The following is a 14,933-nucleotide window of genomic DNA, read 5'->3' as shown; positions in this document are numbered from 1 at the left end:
CCACCCATCCGGCCCCCCGCACCCGGCGAATAGCCATTGAGACACCAACCAAGGGGCGGTGCCCGACACGTCAGAAGGGCCGGAGCGGCAAGCCCGCCGCAGGCAACGATCGTCACAACAAGGAGAACCGAAATGCAGACCATCAAGCGCACGTCTCTCGCCGTTGCAGGTATCGCCGCGGCGGCCATGCTCAGCCTTACTGCCTGTGGCGGATCCACCACCACCTCCAGCTCGTCGGCGCCGGCTTCAACGCCGTCGGCATCGAGCATGGCGCCGTCACCGTCCAAGAGTGCCTCCGCCGCAGCCATGGATCCCGCCGCCAACCTCGTCGGTTCCGGCTGCGCCGCCTACGCCGCCCAGGTTCCCAGCGGTGCCGGCTCGGTCTCCGGTATGGCCCTCGACCCGGTAGCGGTTGCCGCGTCCAACAACCCGATCCTCACCACCCTGACCGCCGCCGTGTCCGGCAAGCTCAACCCCAAGGTTGATCTCGTGGACACGCTGAACGGCAGCGAATTCACGGTCTTCGCCCCAACGGATGATGCCTTCAAGAAGATCGACGCCGCCACGATCGAAACTCTGAAGACGGACGATGCCACCCTCAGCAAGATCCTGACCTACCACGTCGTCCCCGGCAAGCTCAGCCCGGACCAGATCGTCGGCACCCACAAGACGGTCCAGGGCGGTACCGTGACGGTTACCGGCACCAAGGACGCGCTCAAGGTTGACGACGCCAACGTCGTCTGCGGCGGCGTCATGACTGCCAACGCCACTGTTTACATGATCGATTCGGTGCTGATGCCCAAGTAAGCAGTCCCCAAGCACTCCTGCTCCGGCCCAGCCTGACTCTCTGGACCGACTGGGAGAAACGAAGGCCCGCGCCCACGCGCGGGCCTTCGCTTGTGTCCGGGGACTCTCGCTGCCGCCCCGACGGGCGACCGCCGCCGGCCGGCCCCGTCAACTAGACTGGGGCTGTTCCGCAGCCGGCGGTCCTTCCAGTTCCCAGAGGTGAATACCGAGTGCCCAGGAGTACATCGCCCAGCCACGCGGCGCCCAGCAGAACCGTGCGTCCCGAAACAGCACGGCGCCGGACGGCGCGCCGTATTGCGGCCGGCGTCGGCGCCCTGCTCCTCATGTTGCCACTCGCCTCGTGCACCGGCTCACCGGGCCCGGCGCCCAGCTCGGCAAGCACCGCCAGCGGGGTGCCCGACGTCGGCCCCGGCGCCGTGTTCACGTTCGGCACCGCCTCCCAGCCGCTCGGCCTGGACCCGGCCGTTGTCGCGGACATCGAGTCCTACCGGATCACCCGGCAGGTACTGGAGGGACTCGTCGGCGTGGACCAGACCACCGGACAGCCGACTCCGCAGCTTGCCACGGAGTGGACGTCCAGCGAGGACGGCCGTACCTACGACTTCAAGCTCCGGGGGAACGTGACATTCCAGGACGGGACGCCGTTTGATGCCGCGTCCGTCTGCAGCAACTTCAACCGCTGGTTCAATTTTCCCGAAGCGCTCCGGAAGCAGGCCGCCGGAACCACCTTCAAAGGCGTCTTCAAGGCCCATTCGGACCAGGCCTCGCTCTCCATCTATAAGGGCTGCACCGCCGTGGCCCCGGACGACGTCAAGATCGAGCTCACGCAGCCCTTTACCGGATTCCTGCAGGCCCTGACCCTCCCGGCCTTCGCCATCTCCTCGCCCCAGGCCCTTTCGTCCCACAACGCGGATGTCCTGGACCAGAGCCGCGACGGGCAACCCGTGTCCTCGTACGGCCTCCACCCCGTGGGGACCGGCCCGTACGTCTTCGGAGCCTGGGACGGGGGCCGCATCACACTCTCCAGCAATAAGGACTACTGGGGGGACAAAGGCCAGATCGGGACGATCAACTTTGTCACCTACGACCACGCCCAGACCCGGATGCAGGCGCTCCTGGACGGCAAGATCGACGCCTACGACGCCGTCACGGCGGGAAACTTCGACCAGCTGGTCAAACGCGGAAAGCAGATCATCCAGCGGGACCCCTTCTCCGTGATGTACCTGGGCATGAACCAGGAAGTCCCCATCCTGCAGAACCTCAAGGTCCGCCAGGCGATCGAAATGGCGCTGGACAAGGACACCCTGATCCGCCGGTTCTTCATCGACAACACGGCAGCGGCTTCCCAGTTCGTCCCGCCGAAGCTCAGCGGCTTCAACAACAACGCGCCGTCCCTGGGCCACAATCCCGCCAAGGCCAAGGAACTGCTCACAGAGTCCGGCTACAAGGGCGAGGAGCTGAAGTTCTACTACCCGCTCAACGTCACCCGCCCCTACCTTCCGACGCCAGAGAAGATCTACGCCGAGATCAGCAAGGAACTGACCGCCGTCGGACTGAACATCAAGCCGGTCCCCGTCGAGTGGTCCGAGGGGTACTTGCAGAAGGTCACCTCGTCCGGCGACCACGCCCTGCACCTGCTGGGCTGGAACGGTTCCTACGCAGACCAGGACAACTTCGTCGGCCCGCTCTTCGGCGAGAACACCGGTGAATTCGGCTACCAGGATCCGCAGGTCTTCTCCAAGATTTCCCGGGCCCGCGGACTGCCGGACGGCAAGGAGCGCACGGAGCAGTACCAGACCATCAATGCGCAGATCGCCGCCACTGTGCCCGCCGTCCCGATCGCCTTCCCGATCTCGGCGCTGGCCCTGTCCGACCGCGTGCTCAAGTACCCGGCGTCGCCCGTCCTCAATGAAGTTTTCACAAAGATCGAACTGAAGCCTTGACGGACGGGGCCAATTTCAGTATGCGGGCCCTCCGGGGATATTCTGTGACAGCCGGACCCGCTGAAATCGGAGACTGATTGTGACTTTCATTTCCAAGACCCAACATGCCGACGTCGTCTTGATTGGCGGCGGCATTATGAGCGCCACCCTTGGCGCTTTCCTTAAACAGCTTGAGCCGGACTGGACCATCTCCTTGTTCGAGAAGCTGGATGAGCCGGGCCTGGAAAGCTCCGACCCGTGGAACAATGCCGGGACCGGACACGCTGCCCTCTGTGAGCTCAATTACTCCCCCGCAGCCAAAGACGGCTCGGTGGACCCCGCCAAGGCGCTGCTGATCAACGAGCAGTTCCAGTTGTCGCGCCAATTCTGGTCCCACCTGGTCACGAACGGCATGATCGGCTCGCCCAAGGGCTTTATCAACACTGTCCCGCACATGAGCTTTGTGATCGGCGATGAGAACGCGAAGTTCCTGCGCACCCGCTACGAGGCGCTCAAGCCCAACCCGCTGTTCCGCTCCATGGAGTACTCCGAGGACCACGCCCAGATCGCCAAGTGGGCCCCGCTGATCGTCAAGGGCCGCGATCCGAAGCAGCGCATCGCGGCCACGCGCGCCGCTGAAGGTACCGACGTCGACTTCGGCGCCCTGACGCGCGAGCTGACCACGTACCTGGGCGACAACGGCGTCGAGGTCAACTTCGGCCACAACGTCTCCGGCATCAAGCGTGCCTCCGACGGCGGCTGGGACCTTTCCCTCAAGCACCCAAGGTCCGGCGAGCACGGCTCGATCCACGCGAAGTTTGTCTTTGTGGGGGCCGGTGGCGGTGCCCTGCACCTGCTCCAGGCCTCGGGCATCCCGGAAGGCAAGGGCTACGGCGGCTTCCCCGTCTCCGGCCAGTTCTTCCGCTGCACCGACGAGACCCTCGCCGCCCAGCACAGCGCCAAGGTGTACGGCCAGGCCGACGTGGGCGCCCCGCCCATGTCGGTCCCGCACCTGGACACCCGGTACGTCAACGGCAAGCGGTCCCTGCTGTTCGGTCCGTACGCCGGCTTCTCCACCAACTTCCTCAAGAACGGCTCCTACCTGGACCTGCCGCTGTCCATCCGGCCCGCCAACATCATCCCGATGCTGGCCGTGGCCAAGGACAACATGGACCTCACGGCCTACCTGGTCAAGGAAGTCGCCAAGCGCCACGGCGCCAAGGTTGATGCCCTCCGCGAGTACTACCCTGAAGCAAAAGACGGCGACTGGGAACTCATCACGGCCGGCCAGCGTGTACAAATCATCAAGAAGGATTCCAAGAAGGGCGGCGTGCTGCAGTTCGGCACCGAAGTCATCGCGGGCCGCGACGGCTCCATCGGTGCCTTGCTCGGCGCTTCCCCGGGCGCCTCTACCGCTGTGCCGATCATGATCGAACTGCTGCACAAGTCCTTCCCGAAGAACTTCAAGGGCTGGCAGGCCAAGCTCAAGGAGATGATGCCCGGCTACGGCGTCAAGCTCAACGAGAACCCGGACCTTGCCGCCCGGCTGGAAGCCGAAACGGCCAAGGCACTGCAGCTCGAATCGGTCAGCGCCACCCGCAACTGACGCGGCCCGGGTTCGCGGAAGCTGTGCCCCTTTGAAGTCACCCTTTGAAGCACGTCCGTCGACCCATCAGGAGACCATCAGATGTTCAGGCTCGCAAAGCTTTCGCTGGCAAACCGGGCCCTGATCGCACTGATCACCGTGTTCGCGTCGGTCTTCGGCGTGATCACGATGTCCTCGCTGAAGCAGGAGCTCATCCCGTCCATCGAGTTCCCGCAGATCACGGTCATCACCTCGATGCCGGGCGCCTCGCCGGAAGTCGTGGACAAGCAGATCAGCGCCCCGCTGGAAACGGCGCTCAACGGCGTCGAGGGCCTGGAGTCGACGTCGTCGACGTCCCGCAACGGCGTCTCGCAGATCACCCTGGCGTTCACCTACGGCTCGAACCTGGACCGCGCTCGGAACCAGATCGACCGCGCCATCTCCAACGCCAAGCGGGCACTCCCGGACGATGTGCAGCCGCAGGCGATCGCCGGGAGCATCAGCGATTTTCCGATCGTGTTCCTTGCGGTCTCTTCGGACAAGCCGCTCAGCGAGCTCAACGCCGACCTCGCCCGGCTTAGCGTGCCCCGGCTGCAGAAGATCGACGGCGTCCGCGGCGCCGATGTGACCGGCGGCGCCAGCCAGCACATCACCATCGTGCCCCGCCCCGAGGCCATGGCCGCCTCCGGGGCCAGTATCCAGTCCATCAGCAACGCCCTGAAGAACAACGGGGCCCTGATTCCCGCCGGCACCATCGAGGAGCAGGGCAAGACCCTCTCGCTGCAGATCGGCAGCCCGGTCGACTCGCTCGACGCGGTCAAGGCCCTACCGCTGGGCGGCACGAAGGCTGCCGCCACGATCGGCGGCGTCGCGGACGTCAGCATCACCGAGGACGCCCGGACCTCCATTACGCGGACCAACGGCAAGGAAACGCTGGCCCTGTCCGTGACCAAGAAGCCCGAGGGCGACACCGTGGCAATTTCCCACGCGGTGAAGGATGCCATCCCACAGCTTGAGGCCGAGCTCGGCTCCGGCGCGAAGTTCACGCCCATCTTCGACCAGGCACCGTTCATCGAGAAGTCCATCAAGGACCTCACCACCGAGGGCCTCCTGGGGCTGGGCTTCGCCGTCGCGGTTATCTTGGTCTTCCTGTTGTCCGTGCGCTCCACCCTTGTCACGGCGGTGTCCATCCCGCTGTCCCTGCTGATCACGTTCATCGGCCTCTCCGCCACCGGCTACTCGCTGAATATTTTGACCCTCGGTGCGCTCACCATCGCGATCGGCCGGGTGGTTGATGACTCGATTGTGGTGATCGAGAACATCAAGCGGCACCTGAGCTACGGCGAGACGAAAATTACCGCGATCCAGACCGCCATCCGCGAGGTCGCCGGGGCCATCACGGCCTCGACCCTCACCACCGTGGCCGTCTTCCTGCCGATCGCCTTCGTCGCCGGACTCGCCGGTGAGCTGTTCCGGCCCTTCGCGCTGACGGTCACGATCGCCCTGATCTCCTCACTGCTGGTCTCCCTGACGATTGTCCCGGTGCTGGCGTACTGGTTCCTGCGGACCCCCGCGGACCAGGCCGGCGTCCAGGCAGCGTCCGCCCGGGACATCGCAGCGAAGGCTACTGAGGCCGAACAGCGCAGCGTGCTGCAGCGCGGCTACCTGCCCGTTCTCACCAAGACCCAGAAACACCCCGTGGTCACGCTCGTCGCCGCCGTGCTGGTGCTCGGCGCCACGGCCGCCATGACCCCGCTGCTCGCCACCGATCTGCTGGGGCGGTCCGGTGAAAACAGCATGACCGTCCGGCAGGCCCTGCCCGCCGGCACCAGCCTGGCCGAGGCCGGCAACTCGGCTGTCAAGGTCGAACAGGCGCTTCGGGAGATCGACGGCGTCAAGGACGTCCAGGTCACCACCGGCAATGCCAGGACCGGTTTCTCGGCACTGCTGTCCGCCGGCGCCTCGAATTCGTCCTTCACCGTGGTGACGGACGAGAAGGTCAACCAGGGCAAGCTGCAGGAGAGAGTCCGCAGCGAACTCGCCAAAATTCCTGACGCCGGGAAGATCACCGTGGGCTCGCAGCAGGGCGGCTTCGGCACGACGTCCACCGTGGACATCACGCTCAAGGCCGCGACCACCGCGGACCTGCGCACCGCGAGCGACGCCATGGTCAACGCCATGGACGGCGTTCCAGGCAGCAGCGAGGTCAGCACCAACCTGGCCGCCAGCCAGCCTGTGGTCCAGGTCAGGGTGGACCGTGCCAAGGCCGTCGCCGCCGGACTCAATGAGGAACAGGTCGCCGGCGTGCTGGCGGCCACTATCAGCCCGATTCCGGCCGGCACCGTGCGCATCGACACGAACGACTTCCCGGTCCAGATCGGCGAGGGCACCCGTTTCACCAGCATCGGGGCAGTCCGGGACCTCCCGCTGCCGACGGCGGCCGGTCCCGTGCCGCTGGGCAGCATCGCCTCGGTGGAGCAGGTGGATGTTCCGGTCTCGATCACGGCCAGCAACGGCCAGCGGACAGCGCGTGTGTCCGTCACGCCGTCGGGCGCCAACCTCGGCGCGGTGAGCACCGAAGTGCAGACCAGGCTCAAGACCGTCCAGCTGCCCGCCGGCGTCACCGCCGAGATCGGCGGCGCCACGACGCAGCAGTCCGAGTCCTTCGGTCAGCTGGGCCTGGCCCTGCTCGCAGCCATCGCGATCGTCTACGTGATCATGGTGGCCGCTTTCAAGTCCCTCATCCAGCCCCTGATCCTGCTCGTCTCCGTCCCGTTCGCGGCTACCGGCGCCATTGCCCTGCTCCTGGTGACCGGCGTTCCGCTGGGCCTGCCGTCGCTGATCGGCATGCTGATGCTGGTGGGCATCGTGGTGACGAACGCGATTGTGCTGATCGACCTCATCAACCAGTACCGCACGCCGCGGAACGGCGAACCCGGGATGAACGTGGCGGACGCCATCACCCACGGTGCCCGCCAGCGCCTCCGCCCGATCCTCATGACGGCCCTGGCCACCGTGTTCGCGCTGACGCCGATGGCCCTGGGCCTGACCGGCGGGGGCGGCTTCATCTCACAGCCGCTCGCCATCGTGGTGATCGGCGGCCTGATTTCCTCCACCGCCCTGACCCTGGTCCTGGTTCCGGTGCTGTACCGGCTGGTCGAGGGCCGGCGCGAGAGGAAGGCGCTGCGGAACGCGGACCCCGCGCCAGCGGCACCGCCCTCCCGCGGCCGGCGGGCCAAGCCCAGTCCGCACGATGCCGCGGCCGCCCCGGATGCGGCCGTCCCGGATACCGGCGCCGAACCCGAACACGCCGCCGAGAAGGACGAGGCCCCGGCACTGCGCACCTGAGTCCTGTCCCTCCCTCAAGCCGGCTCGCGCCAGGTGTCGTTTGAGCGACCCAAAACGAGACCTAGTGCAGGCCCGTCGGGGACGTGAGCGGGACGACGGCCTCGTCCGGGGCCGGGTCGGAGAATGCCAGCCGCGGCACAAGGACCAGCACCGCGGCCGCGGCCAGGCCCGTGACGCCGCAGATGGTCCACACGGTGAGGTAGCCGGCCAGGGGCGCCGCCGTCTGCCCGGATTCCGCCGCCACTGCCCCGGCCTCGCCCAGGACGTGGCTGAGCAGGGCGATGCCGAACACCGCCGAGGCGAACGCGCCGCCGATGGTCTTGGTGGTGTTGGTCAGGCCGGTGGCCATCGCTGTCCGGTTCAGCGGGGCCGCCGCGGCAGCCGCCGAAGGAAGCGCCGCCACCAGCGCCCCGGACCCAACTCCGGCGATCGCCATGTTAGCCAGGGCCTCGGCCAGGCTGCCGTGGAAGGGAAGGAACAGCAGGTAGCCCAGGCCCACGAGGGAGGCCGCACCCACGAGGGTCCTGCGCGGGGTCAGGCGGCGGGTCACGAGCGGGTAGAGCAGGGCACCCGCCAGCAGCGCGAGCACGTACACGCCGATGATGATGGAGACCTGCCCGGCCCGCAGCCCCAGCCCGTAGCCGTGCAGTGCCGGGTCGGTCCGGGCGAAGGTGGACAGCGGTGCCTGCGCGCCCAGCACGGAGACGCCGAACAGCCCGGCGGTCAGCTGGACCGGCCACATGGATTTGCCGCGCAGCATCCGGATGTCCACGAGCGGGTCCTCGCGTCCCAGCTCGAAGCGGGTGAAGGGGATGAAGACCAGGATCCCGGCCGCCACAAGGGCCCACGGCAACCAGGCGCCGGGACCGTTGAGCCGCATGAAGGTCAGTCCCGACGTGATCAGCAGGAGCCCGACGGCGAGCAGGGTGAAGCCGCCAGTGTCCACCCGGCCGCCGCTGCGCTCACGGGACTCCGGCACGCCGAAACGGATGGCGAACCAGCAGGCCGTGACGGCCACCGCCGGGACCAGCAGCACGAGCTGCAACTGGCCCGCGAAGGCCTCCACCAGCGCTCCGGCGGCGAGGGCGCCGGCGATGACGCCGAGCTCCAGCGCGCCGACCAGTACGCCGGCCGCGCGCCGGGTGCGGGCGGCGCCGTCGGGCTGCCCGTGGACCCGGCTGAAGACCAGCGCGATCTCCAGCGGCAACCAGACCACGTAGAAGCCCTGCAGGGACCACGCCGCCAGGAACGTCCAGAAGTCCGGCGCGAAGGCCACGCCCCACGACGCGGCGGCGGTCAGCGCGGTGGACACCAGCAGGATCCTCCGGTGCCCGTACATGTCCCCCAGCTTCGCCAGCACCGGCACGGCCAGGGCGCTGACCGTGAGCTGCGCGGCCTCGAACCAGTTGATGTCGCCGTCGTGGATGTTCAAATGACGGGCGATGTCCGTGAGGATGGGCGTGTAGTAGCCCTGCAGGATTCCGCTGGTGAGTTCCACCAGGCAGAGGAAAGCGATGACGCGGCGCATGGCGACCTTTCGGGCGGGCTGATCACCTTGCGGCCAGCCGATTGCTTGCATCCTAGGCCCCGGCTGTCCCTTAAACGGGAAGGCTGACGGGACGGCGCGCGCGAAACAGCGCCGGGAATATCCGCCCGCGCCGGGCGTTATACCGGTCGATAGATGCAAACGCATGTATATCGGCTACACTGGTAAACAGCTCCCGGATCCCACCGGCCACGGAAAGGCACATCATGCAGATCGGCGTATTCAGCGTTAGTGACATCACTACCGACCCCACCACGGGCCGGACTCCCAGCGAACACGAGCGCATCAAGGCGTCCGTGGCGATCGCCAAAAAGGCCGAGGAAATCGGCATGGACGTCTATGCGATCGGCGAGCACCACAACCGGCCGTTCTTCTCCTCATCCCCCACCACCACGCTGGCCTACATCGCGGCCCAGACGGAGCGGATCATCCTGTCCACGGCCACCACGCTGATCACCACGAATGACCCGGTGAAGATCGCCGAGGACTTCGCAATGCTCCAGCATCTCGCAGACGGCCGCGTGGACCTGGTCCTGGGCCGCGGCAACACGGCCCCGGTCTACCCCTGGTTCGGCAAGAACATCCAGGACGGGATCGAACTCGCAATCGAAAACTACGCCCTGCTGCGCCGCCTCTGGGACGAGGACACCGTCAACTGGTCCGGTAAGTTCCGGACCCCGCTGCAGAACTTCACCTCCACGCCGCGCCCGCTCGACGGCGTCGCGCCCTTCGTGTGGCACGGTTCCATCCGCACTCCCCAGATTGCCGAGGTGGCCGCGTACTACGGTGACGGCTTCTTCGCGAACAACATCTTCTGGCCCAAGGAGCACTACCAGCAGCTGATCAGCCTCTACCGCGAACGCTACGAGCACTACGGGCACGGCGCGGCGGACCAGGCGATCGTGGGTCTCGGCGGCCAGTTCTTCCTGCGCAAGAACTCCCAGGACGCGGTCAACGAGTTCCGCCCCTACTTCGACAACGCTCCGGTCTACGGCCACGGCCCCTCGCTCGAGGACTTCACGTCCCAGACCCCGCTGACGGTCGGCAGCCCGCAGGAAGTCATCGAGAAGACCCTCACTTTCCGCGAGTACTTCGGCGACTACCAGCGCCAGCTGTTCCTGATCGACCATGCGGGCCTGCCGCTGAAGACCGTGCTGGAGCAGTTGGACCTGTTCGGCGAAGAGGTCCTGCCGGTGCTGCGCAAGGAATACGCCGCCCTCACCCCGGCCCATGTTCCGGAGCCGCCCACCCACGCCGGCCGGGTTGCCGCCTCACTCGCGGCCGCGGGACAGTCCTCCAGCGACTCCGCCAGCCCCGCTGGCGCTGCGAGCGCCTGATGTCCGCCACCACCGCAGAATCACCCGTACGCCTGGCCGCGGAGACCTGGGAATCCCTGTTCCGCGCCCAGGTGGCGGTGATGCGCCGGCTGCAGGCGGGCCCGGCGTTCAAGGCCCTGCCGCTCAACGAATACGACGTGCTGTTCACGCTCTCCCGGTGTCCCTCCGGCTGGCTCCGCCAGAACGAGCTCAACGACCATGTGCTGCTGAGCCAGTCCAGTTTGAGCCGGCTGGTGGAGCGGCTGGAAAAGCGCGGACTCGTGGAGCGTATGCCCTCCCCCGAGGACGGGCGGGGTGTCCTGATCAGGCTCACGGAGGCCGGCTGGGACCTGCAGAAACAGATCGGCCGCGAACACGTCCGTGACATTGCGGCGCTGGTGGGTCCGGCCCTGACCGCCGCCGAACAGCAGGAGCTGCTGCGGCTGACGGAGAAGCTGCGGTCCTCGGTGGCGAGACGCTAGCCGCAGGGCCCCCGGGCCCGGTGGTCAGCGACCGCTACTGGAGAGTGACGAGCTTCGCCGGATCCTCTTCCGGCAGTTCGCCGCTGACGATCGCGGTGACCCTAAGTTCCTGCAGCGACAGGCTGCCGCCCACCGTGGACAGGAACGCTGTATCGGAGGAATCCCGGCCGGCACTGATCCGCAGCATACTTTCGCGCGGGGCCAGGCCGGTCGCGTCGATGACGTGCCAGGCCCCGTTGATGTAAGCCTCCGCCACGGCATGGAAGTCCATCGGGCTGAGCCCGGGCGCGTAGACGGCGGCCAGCCGGGCCGGGACATTCTGGGACCGCAGCAGCGAGATCGCCAGGTGGGCAAAGTCCCGGCAGACTCCGCGCCGGTGCAGCAGGGTCTCGACGGCGCCGTCGGTCCCCCGTGATGATCCGCTGACGTAGCGCAGTTCGCTGAAGACCCAATTGCGCACGGCGTGCAGGAGTTCCTGGCCCTGCAGGCCGCCGAATTCCGCGTACGCGGTCGGCAGCAACCTGTCGGACTCCGCGTAGCGGCTCGGCCGCACGTAGCGGATGAGCTCCATCAGCCCGGGTTGTTCCGGCAGTGCGAAACCCGTGACGGTGGCGGCGTACTCCACCAGCACGTCGGTGGGTTCGGCAAATTCCATGTAGTGGAAGCGGCCGCCGTGGTGGTCCGATAGCTCGGTCAGCGGAACGGCCTCGCCGCCGGCGGTCACGGACAGTGACTCCTGGAAGCCGCTGTAGCCGGCATTGCGTGCCACCGCCACGGCCAGGGCGACCTTGGTGTCGGCCGCTGTCGTAAAGGCCATGCGTGCGGCGACGATGCGTTCCATGGATCTCCGGGGGTGAGGTTCTGGCGGGCACAGTGACGGCTCCGGACCAGGGGGGTGCGGGACTGGTTTTTGATCTAGTTTTTGATCTTCAGAGACATTAGCATCCGCTGGACGTTGGCGAATTCCGAGCCTTCGTTGACGTATTTGGCCGCCTGGTCGAGGGTGTCGAAGGACTTCGCCGGGGCCACCTTCTGGTCCGGGGCGAAGGCCGTGAGCGAAGTCAGGTCGCCGAAGGAGTAATCGCCCTTGCCCTCGGGGCCGCGGAGCACGTTCTGCAGCGCACAGGAATTGCCGCCGGCACCGCCAACAATGTTGGTGATGCCGTAGGAGCCGAAGTACTTGTAGCCCTGGATGACCCGGAACACGACGTGCGGGTCGATGGTCCCCTCGCCGCCGCGGTGCGGCAGCTCCACCGGGACGCTGCTCACGACGACGTACGGTTTGGCCGCGGCGTCGGCACAGGCCGCGGCGGGCTGTGGCGGGAGTCCGGTCTGCAGGGTGGCGAGGTAGCTGCCGTTGGCGTCCTTGACCTCGATCTTGAGCGCGCCCGGCATGGTTCCCTGCTCCGGCGCCACGGACTGGGCTATCCATTCCTGGGGCAGTTCGAAGCTGACGTTCTTCGCCGGGTCGGTGAAGACTTTCCAGGCCGCCGCCGTCGCGCCCGGTGCCGCTGACCCGGACGCCGTCGCGCCCTGGCTGGCGCCCGGCGCGGGGCTGCTTCCCGCGGACGGGCCGGCCGACGTCGCACTCCCACTGGGGCTGCCCCCGGCGGTCCAGGCCGGCGTGCCCTTCTCGTCCGTGCTGCAGCCCGAAAGGGCGGCGGCGGCGACAGCCAGCGACGCGGCGATCCGGACGCCGCGGGACATACTTCCCGGAAAGATCCCCGTGCCAGTCATGGTGCCAGCCTAGCCGTGAGCGGTGCCGGCTCAGAGCTTCCGGATGAGCGTTTCGTAGAAGCGGACCCCGCGGTCCAGGGTTTCGAGCAGGATCTTCTCGTCGACGGCGTGGATGGAACCGCGGGCCTCGGCGTCCATCGAGAACGGCGCGAAGCGGTACACGGCCCCGCAGATCCCGGTGAAGCGCCGCGAATCCGTCCCGCCCATCATGATGTACGGGGTAATGATTGCCTCCGGGAAAACCGAGGCGATGCAGTCCTCGACCAGCCGCCACGGCGCCCCGGTGGAGGGCGAGACGGGCGAAGGCTCGTTGCCTTCCACGATGCGCAGCTCCACCTTCGGGTCCCTGATGATCTTGCGCAGCCGCTCCACGGTCCCGTCAACGGTCTCACCCACGGCCACGCGGATATTCGCGTTCGCCTTGGCCGTTGCGGCCAGGACGTTGGCCCCGGCGCTGCCTTCGAGCATCGTGATGGCCACGGTGGTGCGGGTCATGGCATTGGTCTCGTTGCCCAGCCGGCCAAAAAGCAGCGTCAGTGGCATCCGGAGCAGGGACAGATTGGCGAAGGCGGTCCGCATCGGCGCAGGGCTGTGCGGGCCGAAGCGCCGGAGCATTTCCGCTGTCACGTCCGGCATCGACTGCGGGAAGGGGCTGCGCTCAATCCGGGTGATGGCCCGGGCAAGGCGCGCCGTGGCGCCCATCCGGGGCGGTGTGGAGGCGTGGCCGCCGGGGTCCCGGGTGAGCAGCTCCACGTCCAGGATTCCCTTCTCCGCCACGCCCACGACGGCGACCGGCCGCTTCACGCCGGGGAACGCCCCTCCTGCCACCGCACCGCCCTCATCCAGCACGAGCCAGGGCGCCACGCCCCGGCCCGCGAGCAGCGCCGCCGCGGTTGCTGCGCTGTCGCCGGCCGTCTCCTCGTTGTTGCCGAAGGAGAAGTAGAGGTCGTACCGAGGGGTGAAGCCGGCGCCGAGCAGGGCTTCGGCGGCCGCCAGGATGGCCACGAGCTGGCCCTTGTCATCGAGCGTGCCGCGGCCCCACAGATAGGTGCCGTCGTTGTGGCCCGAAAAAGGCGGGCGGGTCCAGCCGTCCGGGTCCCCCGCCGGGACGACGTCGTAATGCGCCATCAGCACGGCGGGGCGCGACGCGGCCCCGGCATCGGTGCCTGGCCAGCGGTACAGCAGCGCGTGGCCGTTGACACGTTCGAGTTCCAGGGTGGCGTGGACGGCAGGAAACAGCCGGGGCAGCGCGGCGATGAAACCCTCGAACTCGCCGGCGTCCACCTCGCTGCGGGTCCGGCTCGACACGGTGCGGAACTGCACGAGTTGGGCCAGCGCCGCAGCAGCGCGGCTGACGGTCACGGCGGGGTCGGTGGTCTGCATGCGCGAAAGTCTACGTCCGCGCCGGCCGTTTGCCGGTCCTTCGCCGCCCCGATCCGCCCCGATCCGCCCCGATCCGCGGAAGATCGTGTCCCGAAGAAAGCGGGATACGCTGGGGGACATGGCCGAACAATATTTTGGGGACAGCGTGGCGGACATCTCCGCCGTCGATATCGCGGACTGGCGGCTGAGGACCTTTGCGCTCTATGCCACCGTGCGGAAGATCGCTGCGGAGGACCCGGCGGAGGCGCATGCCTACTGGCGCCAGGAGCGGGACCGGATGTTCGGAACCCACCCCGCCTCGCCGCTGACGGCCGCCGCGAAGTCGCGCTTCGACGGTCTCAAGACGGCGGACTACGATCCGATCTACCGCTTCCACATCCCGCTCACGAACGAGGGCGCGGGGCGGGAAATGAACGTTGAGACGGGCACCGACGGCACGGTCCGCTTCGTCCGGCTGGGCACCTTCGACCTGCCGGAAATGGGCCAGCTCGCCGTCTGGAAGCTCAATGGCTACGGCGGCGGAATCTTCGTTCCCTTCCGGGATGCCACGGCCGGCCGGCCCGGCGGCAGCTACGGCGCCGGGCGCTACCTGCTGGACACCATCAAGGGCGCGTACCACGGCGTGCAGGGGTCCGGCCCGGAGGCCGAGTTCGTGGTGGACTTCAACTTCGCCTACAACGCCTCCTGCGCCTACAACGAGGCCTGGGCATGTCCCCTGCCCGGCCCGTCCAACCGCCTTGCCGTCGAAATCCCGGTCGGCGAACTGTACTGAACGTCACCGCCGCTTCCCGCGCCGGCCCCCACACG

At 67.7% G+C, this 14,933-nt stretch carries 11 protein-coding genes; 7 read left to right on the top strand and 4 right to left on the bottom strand.

Annotation, left to right across the window (positions count from 1 at the left end; genetic code table 11):
- Positions 1 to 132 precede the first annotated feature (132 nt).
- From BJG92_RS05745 to BJG92_RS05730, 4 genes are all read left to right on the top strand, one after another.
- Positions 133 to 807, top strand: coding sequence for a fasciclin domain-containing protein (locus tag BJG92_RS05745; protein WP_269461768.1), 675 nt, complete (start codon positions 133 to 135; stop codon positions 805 to 807).
- A gap of 323 nt (positions 808 to 1,130) precedes the next feature.
- Positions 1,131 to 2,750, top strand: a complete 1,620-nt coding sequence (locus tag BJG92_RS05740; RefSeq protein WP_232083068.1) for an ABC transporter substrate-binding protein — start codon at positions 1,131 to 1,133, stop codon at positions 2,748 to 2,750.
- 79 nt (positions 2,751 to 2,829) lie between these two features.
- Complete coding sequence (locus BJG92_RS05735; RefSeq protein ID WP_232083067.1) at positions 2,830 to 4,335, top strand: malate:quinone oxidoreductase; 1,506 nt, start codon at positions 2,830 to 2,832, stop codon at positions 4,333 to 4,335.
- Positions 4,336 to 4,416: 81 nt separating this feature from the next.
- On the top strand, positions 4,417 to 7,662 hold the full coding sequence (locus tag BJG92_RS05730) for an efflux RND transporter permease subunit (RefSeq protein WP_232083066.1): 3,246 nt from the start codon (positions 4,417 to 4,419) through the stop codon (positions 7,660 to 7,662).
- Between the two features lie 61 nt (positions 7,663 to 7,723).
- Here the strand turns inward: BJG92_RS05730 and BJG92_RS05725 are convergent, their stop codons facing one another.
- On the bottom strand, positions 7,724 to 9,190 hold the full coding sequence (locus BJG92_RS05725; protein ID WP_232083065.1) for an MFS transporter: 1,467 nt from the start codon (positions 9,188 to 9,190) through the stop codon (positions 7,724 to 7,726).
- Between the two features lie 224 nt (positions 9,191 to 9,414).
- Between BJG92_RS05725 and BJG92_RS05720 the strand changes: the two genes are divergently transcribed.
- Both BJG92_RS05720 and BJG92_RS05715 read left to right on the top strand, forming a co-directional pair.
- Positions 9,415 to 10,545, top strand: a complete 1,131-nt coding sequence (locus BJG92_RS05720) for an LLM class flavin-dependent oxidoreductase (protein WP_232083064.1) — start codon at positions 9,415 to 9,417, stop codon at positions 10,543 to 10,545.
- The gene (locus BJG92_RS05715) at positions 10,545 to 11,006 is read left to right on the top strand and encodes a MarR family winged helix-turn-helix transcriptional regulator (RefSeq protein ID WP_232083063.1); all 462 of its coding nucleotides are present in this window, start codon (positions 10,545 to 10,547) and stop codon (positions 11,004 to 11,006) included. Before BJG92_RS05720 ends, BJG92_RS05715 begins: the two co-directional genes overlap by 1 nt.
- Positions 11,007 to 11,040: 34 nt before the next feature.
- On the opposite strand, the gene BJG92_RS05710 is transcribed toward BJG92_RS05715, so the two are convergent.
- From BJG92_RS05710 to BJG92_RS05700, 3 genes are all read right to left on the bottom strand, one after another.
- Positions 11,041 to 11,847 carry a transglutaminase family protein gene (locus BJG92_RS05710; protein WP_232083062.1) on the bottom strand — a complete coding sequence of 269 codons (807 nt, stop codon included), beginning with the start codon at positions 11,845 to 11,847 and terminating at the stop codon, positions 11,041 to 11,043.
- Positions 11,848 to 11,921: 74 nt separating this feature from the next.
- A complete protein-coding gene (locus BJG92_RS05705) occupies positions 11,922 to 12,743 on the bottom strand; it encodes a hypothetical protein (protein WP_232083061.1) in 822 nt (273 codons plus the stop codon).
- Positions 12,744 to 12,773: 30 nt separating this feature from the next.
- On the bottom strand, positions 12,774 to 14,126 hold the full coding sequence (locus tag BJG92_RS05700; protein ID WP_232083060.1) for a M20/M25/M40 family metallo-hydrolase: 1,353 nt from the start codon (positions 14,124 to 14,126) through the stop codon (positions 12,774 to 12,776).
- A 118-nt stretch (positions 14,127 to 14,244) separates the two neighbouring features.
- On the opposite strand from BJG92_RS05700, the gene BJG92_RS05695 reads away from it, so the two are divergent.
- The gene (locus BJG92_RS05695; protein ID WP_232083059.1) at positions 14,245 to 14,898 is read left to right on the top strand and encodes a DUF1684 domain-containing protein; all 654 of its coding nucleotides are present in this window, start codon (positions 14,245 to 14,247) and stop codon (positions 14,896 to 14,898) included.
- The last annotated feature ends 35 nt before the right edge of the window (positions 14,899 to 14,933 follow it).

Origin of the sequence: Arthrobacter sp. SO5, from assembly GCF_020532805.1 — a bacterium.
Lineage (GTDB): Bacteria > Actinomycetota > Actinomycetes > Actinomycetales > Micrococcaceae > Arthrobacter.
The sequence above is the reverse complement of the archived record's forward strand: the minus strand, read 5'-3'. Positions and strand labels throughout refer to the sequence as shown.